This window comes from Kribbella steppae, from assembly GCF_004342025.1.
Lineage (GTDB): Bacteria > Actinomycetota > Actinomycetes > Propionibacteriales > Kribbellaceae > Kribbella > Kribbella steppae.
This window is the reverse complement of sequence record NZ_SLWN01000012.1, coordinates 208,964-223,044: the sequence shown is the minus strand read 5'-3', so window position 1 is coordinate 223,044 and position 14,081 is coordinate 208,964. Positions and strand designations below refer to the sequence as shown.

14 protein-coding genes and 1 pseudogene are annotated in these 14,081 nt (G+C 68.2%); 10 read left to right on the top strand and 5 right to left on the bottom strand.

Annotated features, from left to right (window positions below; translation table 11 throughout):
• Positions 1-116 precede the first annotated feature (116 nt).
• Positions 117-692, top strand: coding sequence for a TetR/AcrR family transcriptional regulator (locus EV652_RS31970; RefSeq protein ID WP_132213006.1), 576 nt, complete (start codon positions 117-119; stop codon positions 690-692).
• A gap of 66 nt (positions 693-758) precedes the next feature.
• Positions 759-2,033, top strand: a complete 1,275-nt coding sequence (locus EV652_RS31965) for a Cmx/CmrA family chloramphenicol efflux MFS transporter (protein ID WP_132213005.1) — start codon at positions 759-761, stop codon at positions 2,031-2,033.
• Here the strand turns inward: EV652_RS31965 and EV652_RS45485 are convergent.
• The 3 genes and pseudogenes from EV652_RS45485 to EV652_RS31950 form a co-directional block, all read right to left on the bottom strand.
• Positions 2,034-2,657: pseudogene (locus EV652_RS45485) on the bottom strand (phosphotransferase); the annotation flags it as partial.
• Between the two features lie 525 nt (positions 2,658-3,182).
• Positions 3,183-4,607 (bottom strand): N-acetylglucosamine/diacetylchitobiose ABC transporter substrate-binding protein, encoded by a 1,425-nt coding sequence (gene ngcE / locus EV652_RS31955; protein WP_132213003.1) that lies wholly within the window; start codon positions 4,605-4,607, stop codon positions 3,183-3,185.
• Positions 4,608-4,688: 81 nt separating this feature from the next.
• On the bottom strand, positions 4,689-5,876 hold the full coding sequence (locus EV652_RS31950; RefSeq protein WP_158441324.1) for an MFS transporter: 1,188 nt from the start codon (positions 5,874-5,876) through the stop codon (positions 4,689-4,691).
• A gap of 151 nt (positions 5,877-6,027) precedes the next feature.
• On the opposite strand from EV652_RS31950, the gene lexA reads away from it, so the two are divergent.
• A complete protein-coding gene (gene lexA / locus EV652_RS31945) occupies positions 6,028-6,681 on the top strand; it encodes a transcriptional repressor LexA (RefSeq protein WP_242002131.1) in 654 nt (217 codons plus the stop codon).
• Between the two features lie 2 nt (positions 6,682-6,683).
• On the opposite strand, the gene EV652_RS31940 is transcribed toward lexA, so the two are convergent.
• Positions 6,684-7,046: an ArsR/SmtB family transcription factor gene (locus EV652_RS31940; protein WP_132213000.1), complete on the bottom strand. Its 363-nt coding sequence runs from the start codon at positions 7,044-7,046 to the stop codon at positions 6,684-6,686.
• 55 nt (positions 7,047-7,101) lie between these two features.
• Positions 7,102-8,283, bottom strand: a complete 1,182-nt coding sequence (locus EV652_RS31935) for an acyltransferase family protein (RefSeq protein WP_132212999.1) — start codon at positions 8,281-8,283, stop codon at positions 7,102-7,104.
• 63 nt (positions 8,284-8,346) lie between these two features.
• On the opposite strand from EV652_RS31935, the gene EV652_RS31930 reads away from it, so the two are divergent.
• The 7 genes from EV652_RS31930 to EV652_RS31900 all read left to right on the top strand — a co-directional run bounded on the left by EV652_RS31930 (position 8,347) and on the right by EV652_RS31900 (position 13,905).
• Positions 8,347-8,727, top strand: coding sequence for an ArsR/SmtB family transcription factor (locus EV652_RS31930; protein WP_132212998.1), 381 nt, complete (start codon positions 8,347-8,349; stop codon positions 8,725-8,727).
• Positions 8,724-9,455, top strand: coding sequence for a cation diffusion facilitator family transporter (locus EV652_RS31925; protein WP_369410055.1), 732 nt, complete (start codon positions 8,724-8,726; stop codon positions 9,453-9,455). Before EV652_RS31930 ends, EV652_RS31925 begins: the two co-directional genes overlap by 4 nt.
• Positions 9,456-9,669: 214 nt before the next feature.
• A complete protein-coding gene (locus EV652_RS31920) occupies positions 9,670-10,425 on the top strand; it encodes a class I SAM-dependent methyltransferase (RefSeq protein ID WP_132212997.1) in 756 nt (251 codons plus the stop codon).
• Positions 10,426-10,515: 90 nt separating this feature from the next.
• The gene (locus EV652_RS31915; RefSeq protein ID WP_132212996.1) at positions 10,516-11,082 is read left to right on the top strand and encodes a pyridoxamine 5'-phosphate oxidase family protein; all 567 of its coding nucleotides are present in this window, start codon (positions 10,516-10,518) and stop codon (positions 11,080-11,082) included.
• Positions 11,057-11,536: a pyridoxamine 5'-phosphate oxidase family protein gene (locus EV652_RS31910; protein WP_199238499.1), complete on the top strand. Its 480-nt coding sequence runs from the start codon at positions 11,057-11,059 to the stop codon at positions 11,534-11,536. Before EV652_RS31915 ends, EV652_RS31910 begins: the two co-directional genes overlap by 26 nt.
• A gap of 51 nt (positions 11,537-11,587) precedes the next feature.
• Positions 11,588-13,216, top strand: a complete 1,629-nt coding sequence (locus EV652_RS31905) for a GAF domain-containing sensor histidine kinase (protein WP_132212995.1) — start codon at positions 11,588-11,590, stop codon at positions 13,214-13,216.
• 227 nt (positions 13,217-13,443) lie between these two features.
• Positions 13,444-13,905 (top strand): GyrI-like domain-containing protein, encoded by a 462-nt coding sequence (locus EV652_RS31900; protein ID WP_132212994.1) that lies wholly within the window; start codon positions 13,444-13,446, stop codon positions 13,903-13,905.
• The last annotated feature ends 176 nt before the right edge of the window (positions 13,906-14,081 follow it).

Below are 14,081 nucleotides of genomic sequence, written 5' to 3'. Positions count from 1 at the left end.
TCTGTCGAAGAGCTTCCGGCACTCGCCTCGATGGCCAAATGCTATCGATGCAGATCACCGGGTCTCGACCGGGCCGTTTTGGATCGTTCAGTCTAGAACATGTTAGGCTGATCGACATGGCCAGGCCGAGGACGTTCAACGAGGATCGCGCCGTCGATGCCGCGATGACGTTGTTCTGGACGTTCGGCTACGAAGGCACCTCGACGCAGCAACTCTGCGAGGCCACCGGACTGGGCCGGAGCAGCATCTACAACACCTTCAAGAGCAAGCGCGAGCTGTTCGACCGGGCCCTGCGGCGCTACATGGAGACGAAGACCGCGAGGCAGCTCGAGCTGATCGAGAGCAGCGACCTGCCGATCCGCGAGCGCGTCCGCCAGATCCTGTGGGACGCGGTCGAGCCGGACCCAGCTGACCCGCTCGGCTGCCTGGTGGTCAACACGCTCGTCGAGCTCGCACCACACGAGCCCGAGGTTGCCGAGCTGCTCGACCGCGACCATGCCGTCAAGATCGAGGCGCTCGCCACGGCGTTCCGCGCCGCACAGGCCGCGGGCGAGGTCGATGCCGATCATGACCCGACCGCGCTCGCCGACTACGTGTTCGTCGTACTGAGCGGGCTGCGTGTCGCGGCCCGCGCCGGCGCAACCCGGGCCGGCCAGGAGGCCGTCGTCGCCTCCGCACTCCGAACCTTCTGACCCAACCGTCCCGCAGTGCTGCACGCCCACGTTTTGCACTGATTGATCCAATATGAGAGGAATCCGATGCCGCTCGCTGTCTACGTGCTCGGCCTGGCGATCTTCGCCCAGGGCACGTCCGAACTGATGCTCGCCGGTCTGCTGCCCGAGATCGCCGCTGACCTGGACGTGTCGATTCCGGCTGCCGGCCTGCTCATCTCCGCGTTCGCGGCCGGGATGCTGATCGGCGCCCCGATCCTGGCCGTCGTGACCCTGCGCTGGTCCCGCCGCGCCGCCATGCTGGCCTTCCTCGCCGTCTTCGCCGTCACGCACGTCCTCGGCGCGCTGACAACCGGATACGGGATGCTCCTCGCGACGCGGGTCGTCGGCGCCTTCGTGTACGCCGGTTTCTGGGCCGTCGCCGCTGTCACAGCCATCGGATTGGCCGGACCGGAGTCGCGCGCCAAAGCGATGAGCATCCTCGCCGGCGGACTCACGGTCGCCACCATCGTCGGTCTCCCGGCCGGGACGGTCATCGGTCAGCACCTCGGCTGGCGGGCCGCGTTCTGGGCGGTTGCCGCCTTGTCGGCACTCGCGATGATCGGTGTGGTCGCGACCATCCCCGGTGGGCGCTCGGCCAGTACGCCGGTCCTCCGCCAGGAGCTGCGGACGATGGCGAACCCGGCTCTCTGGCTCGCCTACGGCACCACGGCCCTCTCGACCGGCGCAGTCCTGGTCGTCTTCAGTTACCTCGCTCCCCTGCTGACCGACTCGACCGGCCTGTCCGCCGGGTGGATCCCTGTCGTCCTCGCTCTGTACGGCGTTGGTGCGCTGGTCGGAATCACGATCGGCGGCCGCACCGCTGATGCGAGGCCGTTCATGACACTGCGGGTCGGCATGACCGGAGTGATCGCGGCGGCCGTCGTACTCGCGTTGTGGACCAGTACTGCGTGGGTCGCCGTACCGGCCATCGTGGCCATTGGCGCGTTCGGGTTCGCCAACAATCCGGCGGTGAACTCGCGGGTGTTCACGGTGGCCGGGTCGGCGCCGACGCTGGCGGCGGCCTTCAACATCTCGGCGTTCAACGTCGGGATCACCGCGGGGCCGTGGCTCGGCGGGCTGGCGATCGGGGCCGGAGCCGGATACTCGTCGGTGGGCTGGATCGGGGCGGGGCTCGGGGTGCTTGCCTTGGGCACCGTTCTGGTGGCGTCAGCGGGTGTACGTGAGCGCCAGGTCGATCACGGGCTGGTAGGCGTTGCGGTGGCCGGGCGTCCAGATCGCGGGGCCGTGGGCCACGTCGTCGGTGACCATGCGGTAGATCAGGGCGCGGACGAGCATCTGTCCCCACTCCGGGAGGTGTGACCATCGCGCCGCAAGTTCCGGCTTGGCGTCGTACCAGCAGAGCGCGTCGACCACTGCGACGGCGGCTGCCCAGGACGGCGGCCGCCAGTAGACCGGCCAGTCGATGATCGCGGGCGGCAGCCCGTCCGCGAACATCACATTCCCCAGCAAGTCCCCATGGACGACCTGCGCCGGCAGCGCCACCGGTCGCCGAGCCTCAATCAGCGACTCCACCAGCTTCTGACTGTGCCCGACAATCGCCTGCTCGTCCCAGGCCACCTGATCGCCCAACGTCCACGGATCCTCCCGCCGATCCAGGAACTCCGGCCGCGGTAGCTCGGCAACCGCCTCGTGAAAAGCCGCGCCGGCCGTCAGTACGTCGTCCGGCCGCCCGGTGTCGGTCGCGCCCTCCAGCACCTCGGACGCCTCCCAGCCCTCAACAACCCACGAGCCGTCCATCGCCCGCACCTCGCGAGGCACCCGAAACCCCAACCCGTCCGGCAACCCCGCAAATACCTCCGCCCGCCACACTGCCTCTGCGGCAGACCCCACCGGCTTCAGCACCACGTCCCCGACCCGCCAGGTCTCGCCCTGCCCACCTGGCAGCAATACAGGCTGGGCGGAAAGGCCGAAGGCGGCGAGCATTCTGTCCGGTGGAGAGTCCATCGGCCGATCGTAGATCGGAGGTCCCGCGTGGCGGCGTGCCCTCACCATCCGCGACCGCATCCACGCGCCACGATCCGAGGACCTCGATCGCGACCAGCTGGTCACCCTGCTAAAGCGGCGTCAACGAACGGTGGGGTCGTCACCGAGCTCCCGCCGACCGGCCTGGAGCATCCACTGTGGGTGGGTCGACCACGATGCCGTTCAGTGCGGCGGTGTGGTTTGGTCGTCACCTCTGACGGGTCCGCCTCGTGCAGTTCGACAGGACGTATGCGCCTGCTGCCAGCCATTCCAAGCCTGAGCCCGCCCGGTATGCGGCTCGATCGCCGGACACCTCCTGTCGAACTGCACCAATCTGACCGGACCGATGACAACCCCAACGTTTCTGGATACGGCACTAGCGCAGGTCGAGTGAGCTCGTCGCCGACCTTCTCCAGCGGTACGACGCCGCAGGACGCCACCGCCCGCCGACACCGGCGGGCCGTGGCTCCCGAAGATCCTGCGTGACTAGGTGCGGGTCTGCTTCTTCGTTCCCGGGTCCTTGGCGGTGTCGTCGGCGAGCTTCTGCATGCGGTTGCAGAACTCGTCGGCGGTGATCCGGGCGGCGGCGAGCTCGGCGTAGATGCTGCGGGACGGCTTGTCCATCGTCGAGTACCAGCCGGCGAAGTACTGGGTCCAGTTGTTGGTGCCACCGGACTTGATCAGGGCGTCCGAGGAGGCAGCGCCCGGACTCAGCTTGATGCCCTCGGTCGCGCCCTTCACGATCGTCGGCGACCCGGTCAGCTCGGTGAACTTGCCGGCCGCCTCCTTCGACAGCATGATCCGCAGGTACTCCAGACCGCCGGCCTGGTTCTTCGCCTTCGACGGGACGATGAAGTTCTCGCCGGCGGCGATGCGGGTGACGTCGACCGGCAGCTTGGAACCGTCGAGCAACGGCGTGTACGTCGCGGTGGTCTCGAAGTCCTTCGGTGCAACGGTCTTCTGCTCGTTCTCCAGCCAGGAACCCGACGGTATGAACGCGGCCTTGCCCTGGTTCCACGCGGTCTGGGACTGGATGTGGTCCAGGCCCTCGGTGCCCTGCATGATGTAGCCCTTGCCCTTGAGCTCCAGCAGCGCCTCGGCGGCCATCTTGATCGACTCGTGCTTCCAGGCGTTCGGCTCCAGCGAGTCGATCGCCTTGATCACCTCGTGGCCGCCGTGCTTGACGGCCATGTCCATCACGACACCGCCGATGTAGTTGCCGTGCTTGCCCTGGTGCGCGAGCGGCGCGATCCCGGCCTTCTTGATCTCCTCGCACAGCGTCAGGAACTCGGCCCAGGTCTTCGCCGGCACCCAGCCGTTCTTGGCGAAGAGCGGCTTGTTGTACCAGAGCGCGTACACGGTGAGGACGTACTCGAGCACGAGCGGCTTGCCGTTCAGCATCGCGGCCTCGAGCGCGATCGGCTCGAGGGTGTCGCGGACCTTCTTGTTCGGGTCGTCGATCGACGTCGCGTCGAACAGCTGGGTCAGGTCGGTCAGCTGACCGCTGGTCGCGAGCGTCGACATCGGCAGCAGGGAGGCGCCGGAGTTGTCGATGACATCAGGCGGGTTGCCGCCGTTGAAGCGCGGCTGCAGCTGCGGGGTGATGTCGGTGATCCCGGCGTGCTTGATCGTGGTCTCGGCGAACTTCTTCTTGTACAGGTCCTCGTGCGCCTTGGCGTAGTCGTCGCCGTACCCGCCCTTGAAGATCACCACGTCCAGCGGGTCGGAGGCCTTCACCCCGAACGGGTTCTCGGAGGTCTTCTCCGCGCCGCCACCGCCGCCGGCGTCATCGGAGTCGCTGCCGCCGCTGGCACAAGCCGACAGCAGCGTCCCGCCGCCGGTGGCCAGCAGCGTGCCGACCGCCGCGCGCTGCAGAAACAGCCGCCGCGACAGGTTGTCAGGAGTGGTCATCGGTCCCGCCCTTCAAGAAACATTCCCTTTCCGATGGCGGAAAGATTCCGTCATATCCGCCCTGTTTGGAAAGAATTTTTCCTACCTCTCCGCCGAAGTCAAGGTTGACGCGGAAACGTGCTCCTTCGGTGACCTGCCCGCCAGGAGCCGACTCTTGGCCGCCACGCCGAGCAACAACGGCAGCAGGCCGGTGAACGTCCAGACCAATCCGACCGCCGCGGCGACCCAGCCGACGACCGCGGGTCCGATCAGGATTCCGGCGTACGTGAACGTGGTCAGCCGCGAGACCGCGGTCGCTGCCTCGACCCCGCCGACCCGGCCGACCGCACTGAAGATCAGCGGCAACAGCACCGATCCACCGAGCCCGAGCAAGGCGAATCCGGCGATCGCTGCCGGCCACAGCGGTACGGCGACCACCACTGTCAGCCCGATCACCGCCACCAGGGCACAACCACGGAACAGGACGTCGGCGCCGTACCGCTCGGTCAAGCGATCGCCGATCAGTCGGCCCGCTGTCTGGCAGGCGGTGAACGCCGTGAAAGCCAGTCCGGCTGTCGCGAGACCGGCGCCGCGGGACTCGTGCAGGAGTACGCCGCTCCAGCTGATCACGGCCGCCTCGCCGATCATCACGACGAAGCCCATCGCGCCGAAGATCAGGACTGGCCGAGTCCAACCGCCAGACCACGGGGACCGCTTCTCGCCGCGTGCCTGATCGGCCGACGGCGGAAGCAGCCCGCGGGTCGCGAGCTGTCCCGCGATCAGCAGGACGGCGCCAACGACGACGAACTGGGTGCCGATGTCGACTCCGGCGCGCGTGACCGCCGCACTCACGAGTGACGCGAGTACGGCGCTGACGCTCCAGGCGGCGTGGCAGCCGCTCATGATCGGCCGGCCGCGCAGGCGCTCGACGGCAACGGCGTGGGCGTTCATCGCCACGTCCACGGCGCCGTGCACGAGTCCCATCAGGGCGACCGCGATACCCAATTGGACTATTCCGCGGGCTTGGCCGACCGCGGCCAACAGGATCGGCAGCAGCACCAGGGCCAGGCGGATCAACCGACCGCTGCCGGTCCTCGCAACCACCCCACCGACGAACTGCATCGACACCAGCGCCGCCGCACCGAACAGGGTGAGGACGATGCCCAACTCGCTCTCGCTCAGGTGGTGCTCGACCTTGATCGACGGGATCCGGGCGAGGTAGCTCGACACCAGACACCCGTTGACCAAGAACACCGCGGTCACCGCCCAGCGTGCTCGACCGACGTTCATCACGACCTCCGACCTGGCGTGCCCGGTGCACGCTCTCGTGGGCGACGTCGGAGACGAGTTCCGGATGTTGCCAATCCGGCTGGCGGGGAAAGTGGCACGCACGGCGCGGCGGGTCCGGAGGTTGTCGGTGCGGGGTTCTAGCATTCCGCGAGTGACTGATGTGGAGCTTTTCGGGGACCTGGACACGGCGGCGCTGCCGGAGCGGCAGCAGCGGATGCTGGTGGTGATCCGCGACTGGGTGGTCAGGTACGGCTACGCGCCCAGCAGCCGGCAGATCGGTGACGCGGTCGGGCTGAAGTCCTCCTCATCGGTGTCCAAGCATCTGACCAGCCTCGAGGACAAGGGATTCCTGCGCCGCAGCCCGTCGGTCTCGCGACCAATCGACGTACGGATGTTCCTGCAGGAGACCTCCGCCCGGGAGTCGGGCGAGGACTCGGTGCCGGTGCCGGTCGTCGGTGATATCGCCGCCGGTACGCCGATCGCCGCCATCGAGCACGTGGACGACGTGATGCAGTTGCCACGCGAGCTGACCGGGCGCGGGAACGTGTTCGGCCTGCGGGTCCGCGGTGAGTCGATGATCGACGCGGCCATCTGTGACGGCGACATCGTCGTGGTCCGGCAGCAGTCCGAGGCGCACTCCGGTCAGATCGTCGCCGCGATGATCGACGAGGAGGCGACGGTGAAGGTGTTTCGCCGGCGCAACGGGCACGTGTACCTGGAGCCGCGCAACCCGGCGTACGAGGTGATCGACGGGGACAACGCGGTCGTCCTCGGCATCGTGGTGTCGGTCCTGCGCAGCGTCTGAGCTCAGGCGGGATGGGCGTCGGCGGGATGGGCGTCGGCGGGAAGGTCCCGGTCGACGTGGTCGGCGTGGAAGAGAGCCTGGTCGAGCAGCCGCTGCACGTGGTGGTCGGCGGCCGAGTAGTAGACGAAGGTTCCCTCGCGGCGGCCCTTGACCAGGCCGGCCAGGCGGAGCTTGGCGAGATGCTGGCTGACCGCGGCGGGCGCGGCGCCGGCCAGCTCGGCCAGACAGGCGACCGACGACTCGCCCTGCAGCAGTGCCCACAGCACCTTGATGCGGGTCGGGTCGGCGAGCAGCCGGAAGGACTCGGCCGCCAGGTGCACCTGTTCGTCGTTCGGCATCTCGAAGTCTTCGATCGACGAATGCATGCTTCGCACTCTAGCTTCTGCCCAGGAGGCTGACATCTCTCTCGGACTGGCGCGGCTACTCCCCCAGTCGCTCTTCCTTCGCTCTGTCCGGCCGATGCTCGACTGGCACGCTCTGCCGCTTCACACCGAAGAGGACCGAGACACCCGGCAGGGTCGACAGCAGCCAGGCCAGTCCGGCTGACACCAGGAACGCTGCCGGCATCAGTACGGCGTACTTGGTCCAGAGGCCGGCGTTCCAGTCGACGACGTAGAACGCGATCAGCAGGATGATCGGCTGATGGACCAGGAAGAACGGCATCGCAGCGCGGGCCAGTGGTGTCGGTAGCGGTCGCTGGAACGCGCGGAGGCGCATGCCGCCGCCCAGTACGGCGACCAGCCAGCCCCAGACCGCGAAGGTGATCAGCAGCGAGTACCAGACGTACGGCCAGGAATAGCCCGGGTCCTCCCACCAGCCTTCGAGGAAGTCGATGATCGCGGTGGCCACGCCGGTGACGAACGCGGTGATGCCGAGGATGAGGCCTGGTACGGCGTCTCGTCGTACCGCCGCGGCCAGCCGGTCGTCCGACAGCACCAGGAAGCCGACGACGAAGAAGTCGAAGAAGAATACGAACTCGCCCCAGCCGTGATCGGGTCCGGGCGCGGCCAGCAGCACGAGGTGCACCGGGACGAGCGGCACGGCGAGCAGGAGGATCGTCCCGCGGCGTAGGCACCGTTGGACGATCCAGTCGACCAACCGCCGACCGTGCGGTCCGCGAAGCCAGAGGAAGATCGGCAGACCAAGCAGCGCGAACTGCAGCAGATAGACCAGGAACCACAGGTGGTAGGTGTCGCGTAGCCACAGCGGCGCGTCCCCACCCAGGTCGCTGAAGAACGCCTGCAAGGACGCGCCCGGCCGGCCCTTGTGGTGCTCTTCGAGCAGGTACTGCGGCGGCGACAGCAGCACGTAGACGATCACGAACGGCAGCAGCAACCGGAGCAGCCGCTCCTTCACGAAGCCGCCGGCGGTCCGCCACCGCAACGCCAGCCACGCACCTGCCCCCGACAACAGGAAGAAGAACGCGAGCCCCCACAACCCGAGGAACGCGATCGCGATCGAGATCCCCTCACTCCGCTCCGCGTTCTTCACGTGCCAGTCCGCATCGTCGAACGGCCGCAAGCTGTGGAACAGGAACACCCCGAACACCGCCAGCACCCGCAGCCAGTCCAGATACGAAAGCCGCCCCACCTCTTTACCCATGCCGCAAGAATGAGCCCTGCACAGGCCACGCCGCACCAGTCAGATTGGTGTTAACATCGCCAAATGGCGATGACAACTCGGATTGAGGATCCTGGGGTTGACGAAGGCGCTGCGCTGAGTGTGGCGGCGTGTCTGTTCCACGGGTTCAGTGATCCGTCCCGGCTGGCCATCGTGCGGCATCTTGCGTTGGGTGAGCACCGGGTCGTCGACCTGACCGAGCACCTGGGCCTGGCCCAGTCGACGGTGTCGAAGCACTTGGCCTGCCTGCGCGACTGCGGACTGGTTGACTCCCGACCGCAGGGCCGGGCCTCGCTGTTCAGTCTCACTCATCCGGACGCGACACTCGAGCTGCTGTCGGCCGCCGAGCGGTTGCTCGGCCTGACCGGCGATGCCGTTGCCCTGTGCCCCGTTTACGGCACGGCCGCACAGGAGGTGCAGCCGTGAGCGAGCGACAGCAGATTCCGCTGCAGATCAGCACTCCCCCGAGCACCTGGACGACCGACCCCGAGCAGCGGCGTCGCTTGAGCCGGCGTGCGCAGCTGCTGGCCGGTGCTTCGGTGACGTACAACGTCATCGAGGCCGTCATCGCGATCACCGCCGGGCTGGTCGCCGGATCGGTTGCCCTGGTCGGCTTCGGGCTCGACTCGGTCGTCGAGGTGTCCAGCGGCCTGATCATCCTCTGGCAGTTCCGCCATCGCCTGCCCGAGACCCGCGAGCGCCAAGCGCTCCGGTTGCTGGCGTTCTCCTTTTTCGGACTCGCTGCCTACGTCACCTTCGAGTCGGTCCGTGCCCTGATCGGAGGCAGCGACCCCGATCCCTCACCGGTCGGCATCGGGCTCGCGATCGCGTCGCTCATCGTCATGCCGTTCCTGTCCTGGACCCAGCGTCGTACCGGCAAGGCTCTCGGCTCCAACGCGGTCGTTGCCGATGGCACCCAGACTCTGCTCTGCACCTACCTGTCCGCCGTCCTGCTGGCCGGCCTGCTCCTGAACGCGACCCTCGGCTGGGGCTGGGCCGACCCGATCGCCGGCCTGGTCATCGCCGCCGTCGCCGTCAAGGAAGGCCGGGAGGCATGGCGCGGCGAAGGCTGTTGCGCCCCCGTCGCCGGGGCGGCGAGCACAGCCGGCTGCGGCTGCGCTTCCGGCGAATGCACTGACGGCTGCTGCAGCTGACGCCACTGCTCCCTGTGGGACTGCTGCTACTGAGCGCTGAGGTTGGCGCGGCGACCGGATCGGTGCGCGACGAGGTTGGGGCTCACGGTGACGGCTAGCAGTGAAACCCCTTATTTACTAGGGCATTTAGGTAGTGGACTTTTCAAGGATGGTGTTGGCAGCGTGGGGGCGGGGCGACCGGGGGGAGCCGTCCTACGCATGGGGGAACACGCAAATGTCTGTCAAAGATCGACTGCAGGTGGGGGTCAACGGGGCGTTGCGGCCGTTCGGCGTACAGCTGGTCCGGGGGTTCAGCACGGATCCGTTGATCAGTCCGTTCCTGCCGGCCCGACGGACGATCAAACGCGCCGCGGAGGCGGGACTGTCGGTGGGTGACTATCTCGACAGCTACAGCTCGGAACCGGGCGCGACCGCCGAGACGGTCGAGGTGATGCTCGAGGCAAGTGGTCTGCTCAAGGCGGCTCAGGTGGGCAAGGTTCTCGAGATCGGGCCTGGCTCCGGCCGGTACACGACAAGGGTGATGTCGGCACTGCGGCCGCAGGCGTACGACGTCTACGAGACGGCGCCGGACTGGGTCCGCTATCTCCGCAGCGAGTTCCCCAGCCTCACGTTCCATCCGGCCGACGGCCACACGCTGGCCTCATCGGGATCGTCCACGGTCGATCTCGTGCACGCGCACAAACTGCTCTGCTACATCCCGTTCGTGACGGCCGTCTGCTATTTCGACGAGATGGCCCGGGTGGTTCGCCCTGGCGGCACGGTGGCGTTCGACCTCATCACCGACGACTGCATGGACCTGCAGATGACGAAAACGTGGCTGGCCGAGCCTTCCCGTGGCTCCATCTACTCGGTCGCTCCGCGCGACTGGGTTCTTCGTTTCATGGCCGAGCGCGACCTGGAACTCACTGGCAGCCATTTCGTTCCGCTCAGCGGCGGCCGCACCGAACTGCTCGTCTTCAACCGCAGGTGACGCAGGTCCCGGACGGCCGGGACTTCTGGCACTGCGACGACGTACGCGGGGACCGATGAGATGGGAGGAGGCAGCTGAGGGGAGCCTTCGATGACAACGTCTGACCAGTCCCGGGCGACGAACGGAGACGATCAGTCCAACCGGGTGAGCCGCGTCGGACTCGCGCAGCAGGAGGGGTTTGTGCGAGCCGATGCGGACGCTCTGACAGTTGGAGCCTTGATCCGGTTGGCCGGGGCGCTGGACACCACAGTGGCCGACCGGATCCGGCGTATCCCGGTGCGCGGATCGTCCGCGTTGCACCCGGTCCTGGAGCACCTGAAGGAGGACGAGTGCCTGGAGTTGCTCGCATTGGGTGGCTCCGGCCGGCTCGGGTTCGAGCTGGAGGGCCGGCTGTCGGTCATGTCGGTGACCTACACACTGCACGACAGGAAGCTGGTCATCCGCACCGGAGCGACCACCCCGATCGCCCAGTACGGCGACGGGCCGGTCGCCTTCGAGGTGGATCGGATCGACGAGGCCGAGCGTGAGGGCTGGAGTGTCCTGATCTCGGGCAGGTGCTCGCTGCAGCCATGGGGAAGGTTGATGGATGGGGACAACGAGGTTCTCGTCGTGATCGAGCCGGAGCACGTCAGTGGACGCCGCATCCGCACCGCGTGAGCCGGAGGCGTTGATGCACACGGTACGGCGCTTCGATCGGACCGGACTCGAGATCCTCGACCCGGGCGAGTGCCTGCGGCTGCTCCAGTCCGTCCCGGTCGGCCGCCTCGTCTTCACCCAGGGCGGTCTGCCGGCCGTCCGGCTGGTCAACTTCTCGGTCGACGGCGACACGATCGTGTTCGCCTCCGACGACGGGGAGAAGTTCCTGGCCGCGGAACGGGGTGATGTGGTCGCGTTCGAGGTGGACGACATCGACCTCGACCACCACCTCGGCTGGACCGTCACCTCGGTCGGCCATCTGTCCGTCGTACCCCCGGAAGAGGCGGTCTGGCTGCAGCGCGCCAACCCGCTGCGACCGTGGGCGCCGTTGCACGAGCAACGACTGATCCGCCTCGGCACCGAGTCCCTCACCGGCCGCCGCCTGCTCCCCTGGGGTGAGCGCCCGCAGCCCTGACCCGCCCGACGGTCGTTCCCAAGCGGCCCTCGCATCCGTACGGTGGACAGCGTGGGAGGGACTTCGAAGGACCGCGTGGACAAGGCTCTCCTGGACGCGGTGATCGGGATCGGCACCGATCTGGACCTCAGCGGCACGCTGGACCGGATCGTCACCGCAGCCTGTGAACTCGTCGGCGCCCGGTACGGCGCCCTGGGCGTGGTCGGCCCCGACGGTAAGCGCCTGGTCAGGTTCATCACCCACGGCGTCACCGAGGAGGAGGTCGCCGCAATCGGCCCGACTCCGGAGGGTCACGGTCTCCTCGGACTGCTGATCGAGCAGCCGGTCCCGCTCCGGCTCGAAGACCTGACCGCGCATCCGCAGTCGTTCGGCTTCCCTCCGAACCACCCGCCGATGAAGCGCTTCCTCGGCGTACCGATCCGCACCCGGGGCCACGTCTACGGCAACCTCTACCTGACCGAGAAGACCGCAGGCGCCCACTTCACCGAGGAGGACGAGCACGCGGTCACCGCGCTCGCGGCCGCGGCCGGCGTCGTGATCGACAACGCCCGCCTGTACGCCGACACCGAGCGCAGGCGCCGCTGGCACGAGGTCACCGCCGAGATCACCCAGCTGATGCTCGGCGACTTCGACCCGGTCGACGCGCTCCGGCTGATCGCCCGTCGAGCTCGTGAGGTGTCCGACTCCCGGATCGGCGTCGTCATGCTGTTCCACGACGACGAGCTGGTGATCGAGGCGATCGACGGACCCGAGGAGTTCCAGCAGTACGTCGGTGAGCGGATGCCGGCCGATCTGCCGGGACTGGCTGACGTGCTCCAGGGTGGTCGGCAGGCGGTGGTCGACGATCTCGCCCAGCTGGTGAAGGACAGTGGCCGGCTGGTCGACGTACCGGAGATCGAATCGCTGGGGCGCACCATCGTCGCGCGGTTGCCCGCCGGGACGCATGTGACCGGCGGTCTGTTGTTGGTGGCCGCCGAGCGCGGCGCCGTCCTCGGGGTGACCGTGGGCACCGACCTGGTCCGGATGTTCGCGAGTCAGGCGACGCTCGCCCTGGACCGGGCGCAGGCCCAGCGGGACCAGTCGATGATCGCGGTGCTGGAGGACCGTGACCGGATCGCCCGCGATCTGCACGACCTGGTCATCCAGCGGTTGTTCGCGACCGGCCTGCAGCTCCAGGGCATCCACCGGATGGTCGACGTCGACGTCCAGCAGCGCATCGGCCGGGCCGTCGAGGACATCGACGCCACCATCCGCGACCTGCGGGCCGCCATTTTCGCCTTGCATCACCAGCCGGGCCACCGATCGCTGCGGGCGGACGTCCAGTCGCTCGTCGCGGAGTACGCCGAATCGCTCGGTTTCCGGCCGCGCCTCACCTGCGAGGGGCCGCTGGACACCGCCGTACCGGTGACCGTGCGGCCGCAGATCCTGGCCGCGATCCGGGAGTCCCTGTCGAACGTCGTACGGCATGCCCAGGCGTCCGAGGTCACGGTCGACGTCATCGTTGCCAACGGCGAGGTCATCACCCGGGTGGCTGACAACGGTGTCGGCTTCGACGCCGGGCATCGCCAGAGCGGCCTGCTCAATCTGCGCGAACGCGCCGAAACCCTCGGCGGCACCGTCCTGGTGCAGTCCAACCAAACCCACGGCACGATGGTCGAGTTGCGCGCTCCGCTGGGTTGATCACGTTCCCGCGGCCCGCCGGGAGGCAGGTGGTCGGTGGCTACCCCCCTGTTGGCGCCACCTGTCATCCGCTCCCGGCGGGCGGCAAGTCCCCCCGCTGCGTTCCAGAGTGCCGTCGGCGCCACCGGCTCCGGCAGGGTCTAAAGTCCCGAACTGTCCGGACGTTCCGCACCATGTGCATCGGCCGGTCGCGATCGTAGGCTGAGCACTGGCCCCCTGGAGGAGACGTGCGCACCGATCACCCCGAATCGCGCATCGTGCACGAACAACCGACCGCCGTACTGCGAGCGACCCTGCACCGCGACGAGGTGCGGGGCTGGTTCCGGACGGCGTTCGACGTCGTCGCCGAGTACCTGCGCCGGCACGGCATCGCGCCGTGTGGGTTCCCGTTCGCCCGGTATCACGTCCGGGCCGACGGTCGCTTCGAGGTCGAGGCCGGGTTCCCGGTGGCCGTGCGGATCAGCGGCGATCGCCAGATCCTGCCGTCCTGCCTGCCCGGCGGGCACGTCGTCGTCGCGTGGCATGTGGGTACGTTCGAGCAGCTGGGTGACGCGTACCGGGCGCTCGACAGCTGGCTCCAGACCGAGCACGGCGCTCGCGCGGGCGATGCGTGGGAGGTCTACCACGACCCGCCGAACCGCACCCAGCGCTGGCGCACCGAGGTCATCCAGCCGTTCAGGCTCAACTGACCGCAACGGCTGGAGCTGCGGCGCGGAGTCGGAGGGAGGCCGGAGCGTCACTCGATGGTCGGCGACGGGGAGTGGCTGCTCCTGGGTAATCCCGGCGCCTTCACCACCGGCCCCCCTCACACCTCCATTGCAGCGCCGGAGCGCACCTCTCTGTCAGGGCCAAAAGTCCCGAAATC

Coding starts and splice junctions, on each gene's coding strand:
- EV652_RS31920 (WP_132212997.1), top strand. CDS start 9,670: ATGTCTGTCAAAGATCGACTGCAGGTGGGGGTCAACGGGGCGTTGCGG.
- EV652_RS31935 (WP_132212999.1), bottom strand. CDS start 8,283: ATGGGTAAAGAGGTGGGGCGGCTTTCGTATCTGGACTGGCTGCGGGTG.
- EV652_RS31950 (WP_158441324.1), bottom strand. CDS start 5,876: ATGAACGTCGGTCGAGCACGCTGGGCGGTGACCGCGGTGTTCTTGGTC.
- EV652_RS31965 (WP_132213005.1), top strand. CDS start 759: ATGCCGCTCGCTGTCTACGTGCTCGGCCTGGCGATCTTCGCCCAGGGC.
- EV652_RS31970 (WP_132213006.1), top strand. CDS start 117: ATGGCCAGGCCGAGGACGTTCAACGAGGATCGCGCCGTCGATGCCGCG.
- EV652_RS31915 (WP_132212996.1), top strand. CDS start 10,516: ATGACAACGTCTGACCAGTCCCGGGCGACGAACGGAGACGATCAGTCC.
- ngcE (WP_132213003.1), bottom strand. CDS start 4,607: ATGACCACTCCTGACAACCTGTCGCGGCGGCTGTTTCTGCAGCGCGCG.
- EV652_RS31930 (WP_132212998.1), top strand. CDS start 8,347: ATGGCGATGACAACTCGGATTGAGGATCCTGGGGTTGACGAAGGCGCT.
- EV652_RS31940 (WP_132213000.1), bottom strand. CDS start 7,046: ATGCATTCGTCGATCGAAGACTTCGAGATGCCGAACGACGAACAGGTG.